Genomic DNA, 16,541 nt, shown 5'->3' on the forward strand with positions numbered 1-16,541 from the left:
TCCTCGTCAATCGGCCACGAAGATGACCGTGGAAAGGGGCGGCAGGCTGATCACCAGCGAGCGGTCGAAGCCGTGCGCGGGAACGTCTTGCGCGTGTCGCTCACCTTCGTTGCCCACGCCGGACCCGCCGTAGTCCGCCGCGTCGGAATTGATCGCTTCGCACCAGCGCCCCCCTTCCGGTACGCCGATGCGGAAGCCATGGCGAGGCGTCGGGGTCATGTTGCTGACCACCAGGGCAGGCCGCTCGCGCTCGGCCAGGCGCAGCCAGGCGAAGACGCTCTGCGCGGCATCGTCGCCGATCACCCAGCGGAACCCATGAGGGTCGGTATCCCACGCGTGCAGGGCGGGTGTCGAGGCGTACAGGAAGTTCAGGTCGCGCACGAGTTTCTGCACGCCGAGGTGCAAGGGATGGTCGAGAAGGTCCCAGGCGATCTGGGCATCGTGGTTCCATTCATGGGGCTGGCCGATCTCGCCCCCCATGAACAGCAACTTCTTGCCGGGGTGCCCCCACATGAAGCCGTAGTACGCGCGCAGGTTCGCAAAGCGCTGCCATTCGTCACCGGGCATGCGGCCGAGTAACGAGCGCTTGCCGTGCACCACCTCGTCATGGGACAGCGGCAGCACGAATTTCTCCGAATACGCGTAAACCATGCTGAAGGTCATCTCGCCGTGGTGCCAGCGCCGGTGGATCGGGTCACGTGACATGTACTCCAGCGAATCGTGCATCCAGCCCATGTTCCACTTGAAGGTGAAGCCGAGGCCGCCCTGCTCCACCGGCTGGGTCACACCGGGCCACGCCGTGGATTCCTCGGCGATGGTCATGCAATCCGGATGGCGCTCCGCCACCAGCTGGTTGACGCGGCGCAGGAAGGCGATGGATTCCAGGTTCTCGCGGCCGCCGTACATGTTCGGTACCCATTCGCCCTGCTTGCGCGAGTAGTCGCGATAGAGCATCGAGGCCACCGCATCCACGCGCAGGCCATCGACATGGAAGCGTTCGAGCCATGCCAGCGCACTGGCGACGAGGAAGGCCGATACCTCATTGCGGCCGAGGTTGAAGATCAGCGTGTTCCAGTCCTGGTGGAAACCCTCGCGCGGATCGGCATGTTCATACAATGGCGTGCCGTCGAAGTGCGCCAGACCGTGGATGTCCGTCGGGAAATGCGCCGGTACCCAATCGACGATCACGCCGATGCCTGCCTCGTGGCAGCGGTCGACGAAACGCGCGAAGGCATCGGGAGTGCCGAAACGCGAGGTCGGCGCGAATTGCCCGAGCGGCTGGTAACCCCACGAGCCGCCGAACGGATGCTCGGAGACCGGCAGCAACTCGATATGCGAAAACCCCATCCCGGCGACGTAAGGAATCAGGCGTTCGCCGAGTTCGTCCCAATGCAACTCGCCGCCATCCTTTCCGCGCAACCACGATCCGGCGTGCAACTCGTAGATGGTCAAGGGCGAGCCTGCATGATGCAACGCACCGCGCCGGCGAAGCCAGGCATCGTCCGTCCAGTGGAAGGCCGCGGGATCAGCCACGATCGAGGCCGTCGCGGGCGGCAGTTCGGCGGCCAGCGCGACCGGGTCGGCGCGTTGGGTCAACGAGCCGTCCGCACCCCATATCTCGTATTTGTAACGCGCCCCTGCGAGGAGGCCCGGTATGAACAGCTCCCAGACCCCGGCCGGCACGCGCTTGCGCATCGGGTGACGGCGCCCGTCCCAGCTGTCGAAATCGCCCACGACGCTGACACGCTTCGCATTCGGCGCCCATACCGCGAAGCGCACCCCGTGCACACCATCGATGGTGACCGGGTGGGCACCCAGGCAACGGAACAACTCGATATGGCTGCCGTCGGAAAGCCTGCGAAGGTCTTCCTCGCCCAGCAGGGTGCCGAAGGCGTAGGGATCATGGGTGTCCTGCGTGGCCGACGGCCAATGCACGCGCAACCGGTATGCGGGCGCCTCGACGAACCCCGCGAACAGTCCCCCCGGATGGACCCGCGCCAGCTCGGCGATCACATGGCCCCCGGCATCGATCAACTCGACGCCCTGGGCGCCGGGTTGCAAGGCACGAACCACCCGACGCCCGTCCAGCGTGTGCGGGCCGAGCAGCGCGAATGGATCGCCGTGCCGGCCCTCGACCAGCGCGTCGGTCGCGGCGGGATCGGCCAGGCCGAAGGTGCGGGGATCGGTCACATATCCTCCTTCAGTTCGTTCGCCATCCCGCCACGCGCGATCTGCAGCAATCCACGCAACGGTACGTCGAGCCATCCCGGGCGGTTGGCTGCCTCGTACACGACCTCATAGGCGGCCTTCTCGATAATGAAGAGTTCGAGCACGGGCGCCAGCGCCCCAGGCGAGATCCAGCGCACGGGGGCGGCATCCAGCACGGTACGGTACGCGTCGAGGAATACCGTCGCCGAGCGCTCGCGAAAGCGGGCCAGGTAACCGCCGAATCCTTCGTCTTCGACCGGTGCCAGGCCGTCCTCGCCGCGCCGGGCCATCGCCGCGGCGTAGTCGAGCGAGCGGAGGAAACCTGCGACGTCCCGCAGTGGCGAACTCTTGCTACGGCGTTCGTCGAGCGTGCGCGCAGGTTCGCCTTCGAAATCGATGATGTAGGCATCGTCCTGCACGACCAGCACCTGGCCCAGGTGGAAATCCCCATGGATGCGCGTGGCCAGCGCACCGTGCCCGGCCGCCGCCAGCGTACCGATACGCTCGCCCAGCGCATGTGCGAGGCCACGCAATGCGTCCACGTCGGTGACCAGGTCGGAGGGCAGTTCCGCCGCCGCATCCACCGACAGCAACGCACGCTCTACCTGGCCGCGCACGCTTTCGCGCCAGGCTTGCACCACGGTCTCGCTCACGGACTCGGGCGAAAATGCCGGGAGTTCGCTCGGTCCCGCCAGCAACGCGTGCAGTTCACCCAGCCGTGTACCGACTGCCGCCGCGAACGCGTCGTAGCCGCCCTCGATCTCGGCCTTGCGTTCCTCCTCGCCCGAATGGCTGAATTCGTCGTAGCTGCGGCGCAGGTAATCCAGTGTCCACGCCCACGCATCGCCCTGGTTGCGAAGGAAACCTTGCAGGACAGCCAGTGTGGTCCGCTCGCCAAGCTCGCCCAGGCGCACCACCTCGCCCAGTAGCGGCGCGGTATTCGCATAGCCGTTCTCGGTGAGGAAACGGCCCATTTCCACTTCGGGATTGACGCCGGCCGAGGTACGTCGGAACAGCTTCACCACCCCGGCATCGTGCAGGATCATGGAACTGTTCGATTGCTCGGCGGAAAGCCAGCGATTCTCGATGGCCACGTCGAACGTGATGCCGGCGAAGGCCATGGTGGGCTCGAAGCGCACGACACCACCTTGGGTCGCCAGCTCCACGCCATTGCGCAAGCCGATGAGGAGTCCGCTGGCAAACGCTTCGAGCGCGAAGCCATCGGTGAGCAGGCCGATCCGGCGCCCGCGGCGAACGCGTGCCAGGGCCAGTTGCTGCGCCCGCGCGGTCGGGTTCTCGTCTTCCCAGACGATGCCCACCGGGAGGCTGTAGCGTTCCTTGCCTCCGTCCGAAAGCGTGGCTTCCACCTCGGTAAGGATGAGGTCGTCGCCACGGTCGGGCCAGGCGGCGCCGTAGAGGATCTTCACCGACTCGATGCCGCGATCCTTGGCCGCGAACCACCGGCGCACGGCGAGGTAGTTCGGCAACACCTGTTTCTCGATCACTCCCCGGTGATGGGCCATCACCGGCCCTTCGACCAGGGCGCCGCGCAGCACGAGCGTCTCGTAGTCGGGCATCGGCTCGGCCGGTACCTCGTGCCATACCGGCATCTGCGCGTTCGGGCAGATCTGGAACGCGTAGAACCCATAGGGCGGCACGGTGAGCAGGTAAGGCAGCTGTCCCACCGGCGGGAACGAGGAGCCTCCCATGATCTCGATGGGTACCTGCCCGTCGAACGCGGCGAGGTCCAGTTCCACCGCCTGCAACGAGCGCGACATGTTCGCCACGCACAGCACGTGCTCACCCTCGTACTCGCGCAAGTAGGCCAGCACTTTGCGGTTACCGGGGTAGAGGAACTTCAGGCTGCCGCGTCCGAACGCCTTGTAGCGCTTGCGCACGGCGAGCATGCGGCGTGTCCAGTTGAGCAGGGAGTGCGGATCGCGCGCCTGCGCTTCCACGTTGATCGCCTGGAAGCCGTACAACGGGTCCATGATCGGCGGAAGGACCAGGCTCGCCGGATCGGCACGCGAGAATCCACCATTGCGATCCACCGACCATTGCATCGGCGTGCGCACGCCGTCGCGATCGCCAAGGTGGATGTTGTCACCCATGCCGATCTCGTCGCCGTAGTACAGCACCGGCGTTCCCGGCATCGACAACAGCAGCGCATTCATCAGTTCGATACGACGGCGGTCGCGTTCGAGCAAGGGCGCGAGGCGGCGGCGAATGCCCAGGTTGATGCGCGCGCGGCGATCGGCGGCGTAGGTTTGCCAGAGGTAATCGCGCTCGTTGTCGGTCACCATCTCGAGGGTCAGCTCGTCATGGTTGCGCAGGAAGATCGCCCACTGGCAGTTGTCCGGGATCGCCGGGGTCTGCCGCATGATGTCCGTGATCGGGAAGCGGTCCTCGCGTGCGATCGCCATGTACATGCGCGGCATCAGCGGGAAATGGAAAGCCATATGGCATTCGTCGCCGTTGCCGAAATAATCCTGGGTGTCCTCGGGCCACTGGTTGGCCTCGGCCAGGAGCATGCGGTCGGGGTAATGCTGGTCGATCTCGGCACGTATCAGCTTCAGGATCGCGTGCGTTTCCGGAAGGTTCTCGTTATTGGTGCCCTCGCGCTCGATAAGGTAAGGCACCGCGTCCAGGCGCAGGCCATCCACGCCCAGGTCCAACCAGAAGCGCATCACGTCGAGCACCGCCTTGAGCACCGCTGGGTTGTCGAAATTCAGGTCCGGCTGGTGCGAGAAGAAGCGGTGCCAGAAATACTGGCCGGCCACGGGATCCCATGTCCAGTTCGACTTCTCGGTATCGAGGAAGATGATGCGCGTGCCGTCGTAGGCCTGGTCGGTGTCCGACCAGACATAGAAATCCCGCGCGGCGGAGCCTTTCTTCGCCTTGCGCGCGCGCTGGAACCACGGGTGCTGGTCCGAGGTGTGGTTGATGACCAGTTCGGTGATCACGCGCAACCCCCGCGCGTGGGCCTCGGCAATGAAACGCCGGGCGTCGGACAACTTCCCGTAGTCGGAATGTACCCCCTTGTACTCGGAGATGTCATAACCGTCATCCCGACGCGGACTCGGATAGAACGGCAGCAGCCACAGCGTGTTCACGCCCAGCTCGGCGATGTAGTCAAGCTTGTCGATCAGGCCCTGGAAGTCGCCGACGCCATCGTCGTTCGAGTCGAAATACGACTTCAGGTGCACCTGGTAGATGATCGCGTCCTTGTACCAGAGCGGATCGTTCGAGAAGTCGGGGGCGACCGTCTTTCTTTTATTGCGGGTAGCCATGGATCAGACTCCGGGAAGCCGCACCTGCCACACCGCGTAAGGCTGGCCGAGGCCGAGCCATACGTGCTGTGTCGTGCCGCGCCAGTTCAAGGGTTGGTCGTGCAGGAGGTCGTGGATGTCGATCGCGGCATCGGTGGACAGGCCCCAGTCGCCCAGCGGCAGGACGAGGTCGGCCGCCTGAGCGTTGTGCGGGTCCATGCTGATCGCCACCAGCACGAGGTCGTCGCCCGTGCGTTTCTCGAAGAACAGCACCTGGTCGTTGTTCGCCGGCAGGAAACGCACGCCCAGGTGCGTCTGCAAGGCAGGATGCGCACGCCTGATCCGGTTCAGCCGGGTGATCTCGGCCACGATGTTGCCTGGCGCGTCGAAATCACGGAGCCGTATCTCGTACTTTTCCGAGTCGAGGTATTCCTCCTTCCCGGGGATGGGCGCGGACTCGCAGATCTCGAAACCGGAGTACATGCCCCACAGCCCGGAGAGCGTCGTGGCCAGCGCCGCGCGAATGAGGAAACCCGGGCGGCCGGACGTCTGCAGGAAGTACGGATTGATGTCCGGCGTGTTGACGAAGAAGTTCGGCCGGAAGAAGTCCTTCGGCGGCGCGGTGGTCAACTCGGTCAGGTAATCGATGAATTCCTGCTTGGAATTGCGCCACGTGAAATAGGTGTATGACTGGCTGAAGCCGATCTTGGCCAGGCGATACATCGGCTTGGGACGCGTGAAGGCTTCGGAAAGGAACAACACGTCGGGATACTTCGCCCGTACCCGCGCGATCATCCACTCCCAGAAGGGGAATGGCTTCGTGTGCGGGTTGTCCACACGGAACGTACGCACGCCCTCGGCCGCCCAGAACAGCACGACGTCGCATAGTGCCTGCCAGAGCGACGGAATCGCGCCGTCGGCGTAGAAGTCGACATTGACGATGTCCTGGTATTTCTTCGGCGGGTTCTCCGCGTACCTGATGCTGCCGTCGGGGCGCCAGTCGAACCACTCGGGATGCTCCTTCAACCATGGGTGGTCGGGCGAGCACTGGATCGCGAAGTCCAGGGCCAGTTCCAGCCCATGCGCGTGGGCGGCGTCGCGTAATGCGCGGAAGTCTTCGAGCGTTCCCAGTTGCGGATGGATCGCGGTATGGCCGCCCTCCGGTGATCCGATGGCGTAGGGGCTGCCCGGGTCGCCGGGACCCGGACTGAGGTTGTTGTTCGGCCCCTTGCGGAACGCCGTGCCGATGGGATGGATCGGAGGGAAGTACAGCACGTCGAAACCCATGTCGCGGATCGCCGGAAGGCGCGCGATCGTGCCGCGGAACGTGCCGTGCTTCTCCTTGGCCCCGGTCATCGAGCGAGGGAACAACTCGTACCAGCTCGCGAACCCGGCCTCGCGCCGGTCCACCTCCAGCAGGTAGGGCCCGGCTACGCTCGACCGCTCGCGCGGATCGGTCGCGGTCATCAGGTCCAGCGTGCTGTCGGCGAGCAGGATCTCAAGGCGGTCGTCGCCTTCGGCCTTGGCCACGGCCGCGGCGAGGTTGCGCAAGGCCTTCGCCTTCGGGCCGGCGGCATCCTTCGCCCGTGCCTCCACCAGCAACCTGCCCTCCTCCAGCTCCAGGGCGATGGGCACGTTCGCATCGTGCTTCAACTCGATTTCATGCCGGTAGGTCGCGAACGGGTCGCGCCACGCCTCGATCAGGAATTCGTAGCGGCCGATGCGCGTCGGCGTGAAACTGGCGGCATGGATGTCGTTGTCGACGAGGGCCATCGTCACTTCGCGCCAGGTCTTTTCGTCCTGCGCGCGATATCGCAGCCGTGCGGAAAGCACGTCGTGACCGTCCATGAAGATATCCGCCGAGACCGCGACAGCCTGGCCGACGACGCGCTTGGCGGGGAACCTCCCCGCGTCCACCGTCGGCGTCACCGCCTCGATGATCACCCGGGGTGCGCGGGTGGATGTCTGCAGGAATTCCTTCTGGGCCAGAGCCCCCAGCTTCCGCTTCGCCGGCGCCGCCTGCGTGCCCCGCAATGTCAGGACGGCACCGGGCGCCAGCGCCACTGCATCGCCCTGGTCGAAGACCTTGCGCCCGTCGGGCATGGTCCAGGGAGCGAAATGGGCCGCCGCGCCGGCCAACGCCTCCGCGGCGCCCAGTGCGACCTCGCGATCCAGGGAAGCGTTCACCAGCGTCAGGGAGGCGCGTTCGGCTGTGCGCGGATCTGCGCCTTCGATGGTGAGGAACATGGCCACGCCGTGGGTCGTCCGGACCAGCGGTGGCCCCGGCATGCGTTCCCCCACCGACTCGTTCGCCGCCTTCACCGTCTTCGTGACGTCCAGCACCGCCTCCCTGGCCAGCGCCGCCGGCGTCACCGGGTTTCCGCGGCGGGGGTCCAGCGCGTCGTGCACGGCGTACTCGAACCCAAGCGGCATCATCCATCCGGCAGGCGACGTGGCGCTGAAGGCAATGGCACGGCGATAGGCGTGGCCGAGCTGGTTTTCCTCGCCCAGTTCGTCACCCAGCCGCGTCGAGAACGGCGCCTCCGTGCAGGCGAGGACGGGCGCCAAGGCGCCGAGGCGTTCGGCTTCCTCCACGAACCAGGATGAACGGAAGTCCCACCAGCTCGCCGAGGAAACCACGGCATCGAAGCCCGCGCCACGCAAGGCAGCCACTTCATCCGGCGTCAGGCCCGGTGTCCACGCCAGGAACACCGTCTGGGGCGCATCCGCTCGCACGGCATCGATCAACGTCTTCCACACTGTCGCACCCAGGCGCTGCGGATGAACCAGGCGAAAACCCGACACACCCGCAGCGGTCCATCGGCGCAAGCGGTCGATCCACCACCGGCAGGCGGCGTCGACCACCTCGGGATCGTTGAACCGCCAGCGCGCGCTATCGCTTTCGCTCGGCGTCCAGCGCGGGTCGGGCGTGCCATGTCGCGCGGCGACCGCGCGAAACCATTCCGGGTGATCCTGGCGCACGGGTGCATCCGCGGCCAGTTCGTCGAGGGGAAGATCCAGCCAGAGTTCGAGGTCGTGCGCGCGGCACGCCTTGGCGATCTGCGCCAGCCGCGTCGCCGCGTCGCCGTCCGCACCCAGGGCGGGGTGCAGCCGGTCGAAATCGCGTGTCACGAAGACATCGCCACACGCCGACGGTTCGAATGGCGGAGCCACCAGCAATTGACGAAAGCCGAGCGCCGCCGCGTGCTCGATCCACGCGTTCCAGGTGGTCAGCGGCCCCGCCAGCAGCGGGTGCAGATAATAAATGCGAAATGGCGCACACGGGCTGGCCGACATGTGACTCGCGTTCCTCGAAGATGGGGACGAGCATGCCGGGCCGGATGTATGCATCGCGCCAATGACCCGGGCACGCGAAGGCCAAGACAGTGACGCAGAGGGGTGTTGCGACAGTGTGAATGCACGCCGCAAGGGCGGCACGGACGGAACCGGGGCGCTAGGCGATGAGCGAGCGCATGGCCCTGGCGATGGCTTGTTCGTCGTCGCCGGTACGTTCCGCGAGCAGTGCCGCCGCGCCGCGGCGGTCGCCCGCGGTGCGGTTCTGGCCCAGCTTCCATTTGCCCTCGATGCGATCGAGGGGAACGCGGATGCCGACGATGCCATTGAGCATGCCTGCGACGTAATCCGCCGGTGCGTCGTCCACCTGCCATGGCCGTGGCTGCGCCGCGTCCTTCTCGGATTGATCGGTCAGGCGTACCAGCAGGGCGCGGAGGCGGGTCGGATCGGCGAAGGTCTCCGGCACCCCGTAGGCGTGTACGGCGATGTAGTTCCAGGTGGGCACTTCGCGATGATGCGTGGCCTTGCCGGGATAGCCGTTCGGCGAGATATAGGCATGTGGGCCGGCGAAGATCGACAGGGCCTCGCCGGCGTGCCGGGCGACATGGTCGTTGCCTTTCGCCACGTGGGCGTAGAGCGTGCCCAGCGGCCCCTCGTCCGGTGCCAGCACGAAAGGCAGGTGCGAGGCCTCGATGCCACCCTCGCCCGACGTCACCAGCGTGCCGAAGGCGATCTCGCGGATCGCCTCGTGCAGCGTTTGCAGACGTTCTTCGCGGAAGGCCTTCGGCGTGTACATGGTTATTGGCCGAACTTGATCTCTTCGCCTTCGTGGCCGCGATCCCAGCCACGCAGTTCGTCGCGCATGTGGGCGATACGCTGGCGGCCGAGGGCGTTGCGTTCCTCGTCCAGGACCAGGCCGTCGAGCAGTTCGGCGAGACGCTGCGCCGTGGGCAGCATCGCATCCCACGCATCCAGTGCCGACACCGGGCCCGGCAAGGCCATGAAGAACGACAGGCCAGGCGTTTGCAGCGTCGCGATGCGTGCCATGTCGAAATTGCCCGGCTTGACCAGGTTGGCCACGCTGAAGATGGGGCCCTGTTCCGGATGGCCGTCGACCAGGCGGTGGTAGATACCCATGTCGCCGAACTCGAGGCCCGCTTTTTCCGCGGCTACCACGAGGTCGGAGCCGTTGAACTTGCTGCCCTCGCGGGAGACGACATACAGGCTGACGATGCGCTCGACCGGTGCATGCGGCGGGCGGCGGCCCAGATCGGACCGGGGCGGTGCCTTGGGTGGTGCCGGGGGCGCTGCTGGAGCGGGAGCCGGGGCTGGCACGGAAGCGTGGACCGACGGCTCGTCGATCTCGAGCGGCAGATCGATGCGTGGATCGACCCGGGACGACGGGCCACGGGGGGCCGGTTCTTCCTTGATGACGGGGGCGGCCGAAGCCGTGCGCTCGCCTGCCAGCGAGGCGCCCAGGCGCTCCAACTCGGCGCGCAGGTCGACATCGAGTTCGCCCTGCGCCGGCTTCGGGCTGAACAGCGGGTCGCCGGCGTCTTCGTCACGCGCGCTGAAGGATTCCGCCGCCCCGGTTTCCAGGTCGTCCCGCTCGTCGCCGAACACGGGCTCGCGGCGCTCGCGCGCACGCTCAGGCTGTTCCTGCACCGGCTTTCGGCGCCCCTGCTCCTTTCGTGGCTGGCCGAACATCCAGAGCAGCACGAGCACGACGATGCCGACGAAGAGCATCGGGATGCCTACCGCGGGATTCCAGGCGAGGCCGATGACGGGATTCATGGTCGATTCCTTGGATGTGATGCTTAGGCGACGCCGACGAGCTTGGTTGCCTCGGCCAGGTCGACCTGGACGAGACGCGACACGCCCGGTTCGCGCATGGTAACGCCGCAGAGCTGGTGTGCGGCTTCCATCGTGGCCTTGTTGTGGCTCACGAAGATGAACTGCACCTTCTCGCTCATCTCCCGGACCATGGCCGAGAAGCGACCGACATTGGCCTCGTCCAGCGGCGCATCCACCTCGTCCAGGAGACAGAATGGCGCGGGATTGAGGCCGAAGATGGCGAACACCAGCGACACGGCGGTGAGCGCCTTCTCGCCGCCGGAAAGCAGCGTGATATTCGACACGCGCTTGCCCGGGGGCCGCGCCATGATCGCCACCCCGGTGTCGAGCAGGTCTTCGCCGGTGAGTTCGAGGTAGGCATGGCCGCCACCGAACAAGCGCGGGAAGAGCTCCTGCACGCCCGCATTGACCCGGTCGAACGTTTCCTTGAAACGTTGGCGGGTTTCGCGGTCGATCTTCTTGATCGCCCCTTCGAGTGTCTCCAGCGCGCCGGCGAGATCGGTCAGCTGCGCGTCGAGGTATTCCTTGCGCTGTGACTGCTCGGCGTGCTCCTGGATCGCGGCGAGGTTGACCGGCTCCAGGCGGGCGATCTTTTGCGATAGTTCGACCAGCTGTTGCTGCCAGCGCTCCGGCTCGGCGTCCTCGGCGAGTTCGGCGAGCAACGCGTCCAGTTCGAGTCCGGAGGTGGCGATGGCCTCGGCGAGCTGTTCCGCGCGCAATTGCAGGGCCTGTGCGGCGAGCCTTTTTTCGGACACGCTCTCGCGCACCTGGTTGAGCACGTGCTCGATACGCTGCCGATCCTGTTCCAGGCGGCGGAACTCGGCGTCACAATCTTCCAGGGCACGGCGTGCTTCGACCAACTGCTTGTCGACCAGCAGGCGCTGGTCGAGATAGGTCTGCCTCTCGGCCTCTAGCTCGGCGATGGGATCGGACCCTGCGGCGAGCTGCTGGTCGATCTCGTCACGACGCGCCACCACCTGGCGAAGCTGTGTGTCGAGGCGGCCCAGCGCCTGTTCCAGCGAACCGAGCGCTGAACGCTTGGACTCCATGCTCAACGCGAGCTGGTGGGCCTGGTCGGCGGCTTCACGCGCGTTGATGCGCGCCTCCTCGCGTGCTTCGAGGAGTTCGCGGCGTTCGTTTTCCAGCCCGCGGCGCTCGTCCTCCCGGTCGCCCATGTGGCCCACCGCCTCGTCGAGGCGTGCACGGGCTTCGCGGGTCTGTCCTTCGAGTTCATCGAGTTGTTCGACGATGACCGAGATTTCGCCGCCGACCTTTTCCGCCCGGGCTCGTGCCGTTTCCATCTTGCCGCGATGGCTCTGCAACTGCCCGGCCAACTCGGAGAGACGGCGGTGCGCGGCGTAGAGATCGCGTTGCGCATCGTCGCGCTGGCGCTCGGTCTCGAACTTGCGCGTGCGCAGGGCTTCCAACTGCTCGGTGCGCTCCTCGATGGAGGCCTCGAGCGTTTCGATCTGTTCGGCGAGCTGGCGGATGTCGCGCTCGCGGGCGAGCACGCCCACCTGGTTGCCCTGCGCGCGCAGCACGCGAGCCCAGCCCGGCCCCATCCAGGCGCCGTCGCGGGTGATGACCGACTGGTGCGGCGCCAGCGAAGCGAGCCGCGAGGCGGCTTCCTCGACCGAATCGGCCACGAAGACATGACCGAGCAGGTTCACCGCGGCCAGCGGCCCGCGCACATGGGCGGCCAGCGTACCGGCAGTGCCGGGGCCGCCCTGCTCGCGTGCGAACAAGGCGACGTCGGCCTGGCCCAGCGCCTCGAATTCCGGCGTCAGCGCTTCCGGGGCGTCGACCAGCACGCCATCGAGCACGCCGGCCAGCACGGTTTCCACGGCGGATTCGTAGCCGGCATCCACTTGCAGGGATTCGCCGAGGCGGCGCGAACGGTCCAGGCCCAGGCGGGCCAGCCAGCCGCTGGCGGCGGTTTCCTCCTGGCCCAGCGCCGCGCTTTGCAGGGCTTCCAGCGAAGCCTGGCGGCCGCGTGCGGTCTGCAATTGCTGGCGAGCGTCGTTCAACGCCGACTGCACCTGGCGTTCCTCGTCGAGCACCCGCTCGTAGGCGACCTTGTGCTGGTCGAGCACGCCGCCGAGTTGCTCCACCCGCTCGCGCTGGGTCTCGTGTTCGGTGTCCAGTTGCTCGGAGGCCGCGTCGAGCGCGGCGACGTCGGTGGCGCGCTGCTCGGCTTCCAAGGCCTCCCGGCGCTTGGACAGGTCGACCGCCTGGCGGTCGAGGTAGGCCAGCTTGGTGCGCTCCACTTCCGCGGCGCGGCTGGATTCGGAAGCGCCACGCGTATGCGTGTCCCAACGCTGCTGCCAGTCCGCGAGTTTGGCTTCGGTCGCGCGCTGCGCCTCGCCCGTCTCGTCCTGGATCTGCTGCAGCGATTCCAGCTTCGGCTCGCCCTCGGCCAGCGCCATGCGCAAGGCCTCGATCTGCTCGCGATCCGCGCCGATATGGCCCTGCAGCTCTTCGTACTCCCGCTCGGTGTCGGCACGCGAACGCGTGAGGCGCTCGTTGAGGTCGCGGTTGTGCCGCACCTGTTGCTCGACGCGCGCTATCTCGGCGCCGACCTTGTACACCTCGGCCTGCACCTGGTTCATGTGTTCGCTGGCGCCCTGATGGCGCTCGCGCACGCTTTCCAGCTGCGCCTCCACCTGGCGCTGCGTGGCGAGGTGCTTCTCGATCTCCAGTTCGGCCTCGCGCAGGCCGGAGCCCTCACCCTCGTGGCGGCGGTGAAGCGTGCGGTATTCCAGCGCGCGCAACTCGGCCTCGCGGCGGGTGTGCTCTTCCTTGAAGGCCTTCCAGCGCTCGGCGGCGCGGGCCTGGCGATTCAGGTGGTCGAGCTGTTTCTCGACCTCGTCGCGTACGTCGCGCACGCGGTCGAGGTTCTCTCGCGTGGACTTGATGCGGCTCTCGGTCTCCTTGCGGCGCTCCTTGTACTTGGAGATGCCGGCGGCTTCCTCCAGGTGCGTACGCAGTTCCTCGGGCGCGGCCTCGATGATCTGGCTGATCATGCCCTGCTCGATGATCGAGTAGGAGCGGGGCCCGAGGCCCGTGCCGAGGAAGAGGTCGGTGATGTCGCGCCGGCGGCAACGCGCACCGTTGAGGAAATAGGCGGACTGGCCGTCGCGGCTGACCACGCGCTTCACCGATATCTCGGCGAAGCTGGCGTATTCGCCCTGGATGGTGGCGTCGCTGTTGTCGAAGATCAGCTCGACCGTAGCCTGGCCCACCGGCTTGCGCGCGCTCGAACCGGAAAAGATGACGTCGGTGAGTGAGTCGCCGCGCAGGCGGCTGGCGGCCGATTCACCCATCACCCATCGAATGGCGTCGATGATGTTCGACTTGCCGCAGCCGTTCGGGCCGACGACGCCGGTCATGTTGGTAGGCAGGTGCAGCGTGGTGGGGTCGACGAAGGACTTGAATCCCGCCAGCTTGATCGTGGTCAGACGCATTATGGTTTCCGTTGGGACGCGGCCGTGGACTCCGTTCGGGAGCCTCCCCCTGGCTGATCGATCACTTTGCCAAAGGGGGACGGGGTGCGCAATACACGAAGCAGCATGAGGTTAAAGCGCTAACCCATTGTTTTAACGAAAAACCACTTTCGGCTTGATGAGCACAGCCTTTGTGGGAGCCGCTTCAGCGGCGATGGGTGCTTGCCGGCAACTGGCCCGCTGCCGCGGGATCGCCGCTGAAGCGGCTCCCGCCGGGTATGGCTCTCCTGGTCCAGATCGGCTCTCCCGATCCAGGTTATGGCTCCCCGGGGGCTTTCGCCTCGATGGCCAGGGCATGGATGCCGTCGGGCATCATCTCGGCAAGGGCCGCGTACACCATGCGGTGCCGCTGGATCGGGTTCTTCCCGGCGAACGCCGGGCTGACGATGCGGGCGAGGAAATGGCCCTTGCCCTCCCCCGAGTGGCCGGCGTGCTTGTGACCTTCGTCGATGACATCCAGCTGGACCGGGGCCAGGGCCTCGGTCAGCAGGGTGCGGATGCGTTCGACTTTCTCGATCGTCATGGCAGGACGGCGCGGAAAGGGCGGACCGTCACCTCGCGATAAACGCCCGCCTCGACATAGGGATCGGCGTCGGCCCAGCGCTTCGCGGCCGCGAGGTCGCTGAACTCGGCGACGATCATGCTTCCCGCGAAGCCCGCCTCGCCCGGGTCTTCCGCATCGATCGCGGGAAACGGGCCGGCCAGCTTCAGGCGGCCCTCGTCCTTCAACGCGTTCAGGCGCGCGAGGTGCGCAGGACGCGCCGCGAGGCGGTTCTCCAGCGAATTCGGGTGGTCGAGGGCGACGATGGCATAGAACATGGGAGTCTCCGGATAACGGGGCTGGATCAGGCCTCGGGGCGCATGGTCGGGAAGAGCAGCACGTCGCGGATGGACGACGAGCCGGTCAGCAGCATGACGAGGCGGTCGATGCCGACACCGAGGCCGCCCGTCGGCGGCAAGCCCACTTCGAGCGCGCGAATGTAGTCGGCGTCGTAATGCATGGCCTCGTCATCGCCGGCGTCCTTGGCGTCCACCTGGGCCTGGAAACGCGCGGCCTGGTCTTCGGAGTCGTTGAGTTCGGAGAAGCCGTTGGCGATCTCCTTGCCGTTGATGAACAACTCGAAGCGATCGGTGATGCCCTTGTCCGTATCGCTCTCGCGCGCCAACGGCGAGACCTCGACCGGATGGTCGGTGATGAAGGTGGGCTGGATCAGCGTGTTCTCGACGGTGGCCTCGAAGATCTCCAGCAGCAGCTTGCCCCAGCCATACGACGGCTTCACGTGGATGCCGAGGCGCTTCGCGTGCGTGGCCATGGCCTCGCGGTCGCGCAGTTCGCCCGGATTGATCTCGGGATTGAGCTCGAGCACGGCGTCTTCCATGCGCCAGCGGCGGAACGCCGGGCCGAGGTCGACCGTGGCGCCATCCCATTCGATGACCGTGTCGCCGACCACGTCGGTCGCGGCCGAGCGGATCATGCCTTCGGTGATGTCCATGATCTCGTGGTACGTGGCGTAGGCCTGGTACAGCTCGAGCATCGTGAATTCGGGATTGTGCCGCGTGGACACGCCCTCGTTGCGGAAATTGCGGTTGATCTCGTAGACGCGGTCGAAGCCACCGACGACGAGGCGCTTCAGGTAGAGCTCCGGCGCCACGCGCAGGAACAAGGGGATGTCCAGCGCGTTGTGGTGGGTGGTGAACGGACGCGCCGTGGCGCCGCCGGGAATGACGTGCATCATCGGCGTTTCCACTTCCATGAAGCGGCGCGGCTCGGCCTCCAGCCAGCGGCGCACGTGGCTGATGATCTTCGAGCGCAGGGCGAAGGTGCGGCGCGACTCCTCGGTGACGATGAGGTCGACGTAGCGCTGGCGGTACCGCTGCTCCACGTCGGCCAGGCCGTGGTGCTTGTCCGGCAAGCCGCGCAGCGACTTGGTCAGCAGGCGGATGGCGTCGACCTTGACCGAGAGTTCGCCGGTCTTGGTGCGCATGAGCACGCCCGCGGCACCGACGATGTCGCCGAGGTCCCAGCGCTTGAACGTCTCGTACGCTTCCTCGCCCAACGTGCCCTGGTGGACGAACAGCTGGATGCGGCCCGTGCCGTCCTGCATCTGCACGAAGCTGACCTTGCCTTGTCCGCGCATGAGGATGATGCGGCCGGCAACGGCGACGCGGCGGGGCGACGTCTCGATGGCTTCCGCGGTCCAGGTGTCCTTGTCGGCGAATTCGGCCTGGAGATCACCCGCGAAGCTGTCGACCTTGAAGTCGTTGGGATAGGCGATGCCCTGCGCGCGCAGCGCTTTCAGTTTCTCCCGTCGCTCGGCGATGAGGCGGTTCTCGTCGGCGGCGATGGCGGAGGCTTCGGCGTTGGCGTTTTCGGTCATGGCGTGGGATGGCGGCTTCTTGGATAGGAAACGGG

General features: G+C 66.6%; 9 protein-coding genes. All 9 read right to left on the reverse strand.

The window, feature by feature from the left end; all coding sequences use genetic code 11:
- Positions 1–6: 6 nt before the first annotated feature.
- The 9 genes from glgB to lysS all read right to left on the reverse strand — a co-directional run bounded on the left by glgB (position 7) and on the right by lysS (position 16,506).
- Positions 7–2,265, reverse strand: a complete 2,259-nt coding sequence (glgB, locus tag J2T07_RS04675) for a 1,4-alpha-glucan branching protein GlgB (protein ID WP_306847675.1) — start codon at positions 2,263–2,265, stop codon at positions 7–9.
- Positions 2,187–5,498, reverse strand: coding sequence for a maltose alpha-D-glucosyltransferase (treS, locus tag J2T07_RS04680; RefSeq protein ID WP_306847677.1), 3,312 nt, complete (start codon positions 5,496–5,498; stop codon positions 2,187–2,189). Before treS ends, glgB begins: the two co-directional genes overlap by 79 nt.
- 3 nt (positions 5,499–5,501) lie before the next feature.
- A complete protein-coding gene (locus J2T07_RS04685) occupies positions 5,502–8,774 on the reverse strand; it encodes a maltotransferase domain-containing protein (protein ID WP_306847679.1) in 3,273 nt (1,090 codons plus the stop codon).
- A 157-nt stretch (positions 8,775–8,931) separates the two neighbouring features.
- A complete protein-coding gene (locus tag J2T07_RS04690; RefSeq protein ID WP_306847681.1) occupies positions 8,932–9,567 on the reverse strand; it encodes an FMN-binding negative transcriptional regulator in 636 nt (211 codons plus the stop codon).
- Positions 9,568–9,569: 2 nt separating this feature from the next.
- Positions 9,570–10,565, reverse strand: coding sequence for a cell division protein ZipA (gene zipA / locus J2T07_RS04695; RefSeq protein WP_306847683.1), 996 nt, complete (start codon positions 10,563–10,565; stop codon positions 9,570–9,572).
- Between the two features lie 23 nt (positions 10,566–10,588).
- Entirely contained in the window at positions 10,589–14,089 is a 3,501-nt protein-coding gene (gene smc / locus J2T07_RS04700; RefSeq protein ID WP_306847685.1) for a chromosome segregation protein SMC, read from the reverse strand.
- A 295-nt stretch (positions 14,090–14,384) separates the two neighbouring features.
- On the reverse strand, positions 14,385–14,645 hold the full coding sequence (locus J2T07_RS04705) for a BolA family protein (protein ID WP_306847959.1): 261 nt from the start codon (positions 14,643–14,645) through the stop codon (positions 14,385–14,387).
- Positions 14,646–14,647: 2 nt separating this feature from the next.
- Positions 14,648–14,947: a YciI family protein gene (locus J2T07_RS04710; protein WP_306847686.1), complete on the reverse strand. Its 300-nt coding sequence runs from the start codon at positions 14,945–14,947 to the stop codon at positions 14,648–14,650.
- Between the two features lie 26 nt (positions 14,948–14,973).
- Positions 14,974–16,506: a lysine--tRNA ligase gene (gene lysS, locus J2T07_RS04715; RefSeq protein WP_306847687.1), complete on the reverse strand. Its 1,533-nt coding sequence runs from the start codon at positions 16,504–16,506 to the stop codon at positions 14,974–14,976.
- Positions 16,507–16,541 lie beyond the last annotated feature (35 nt).

The sequence above is a fragment of the Luteibacter jiangsuensis genome (genome assembly GCF_030812295.1).
In the GTDB taxonomy this organism is placed as follows: domain Bacteria; phylum Pseudomonadota; class Gammaproteobacteria; order Xanthomonadales; family Rhodanobacteraceae; genus Luteibacter; species Luteibacter jiangsuensis_A.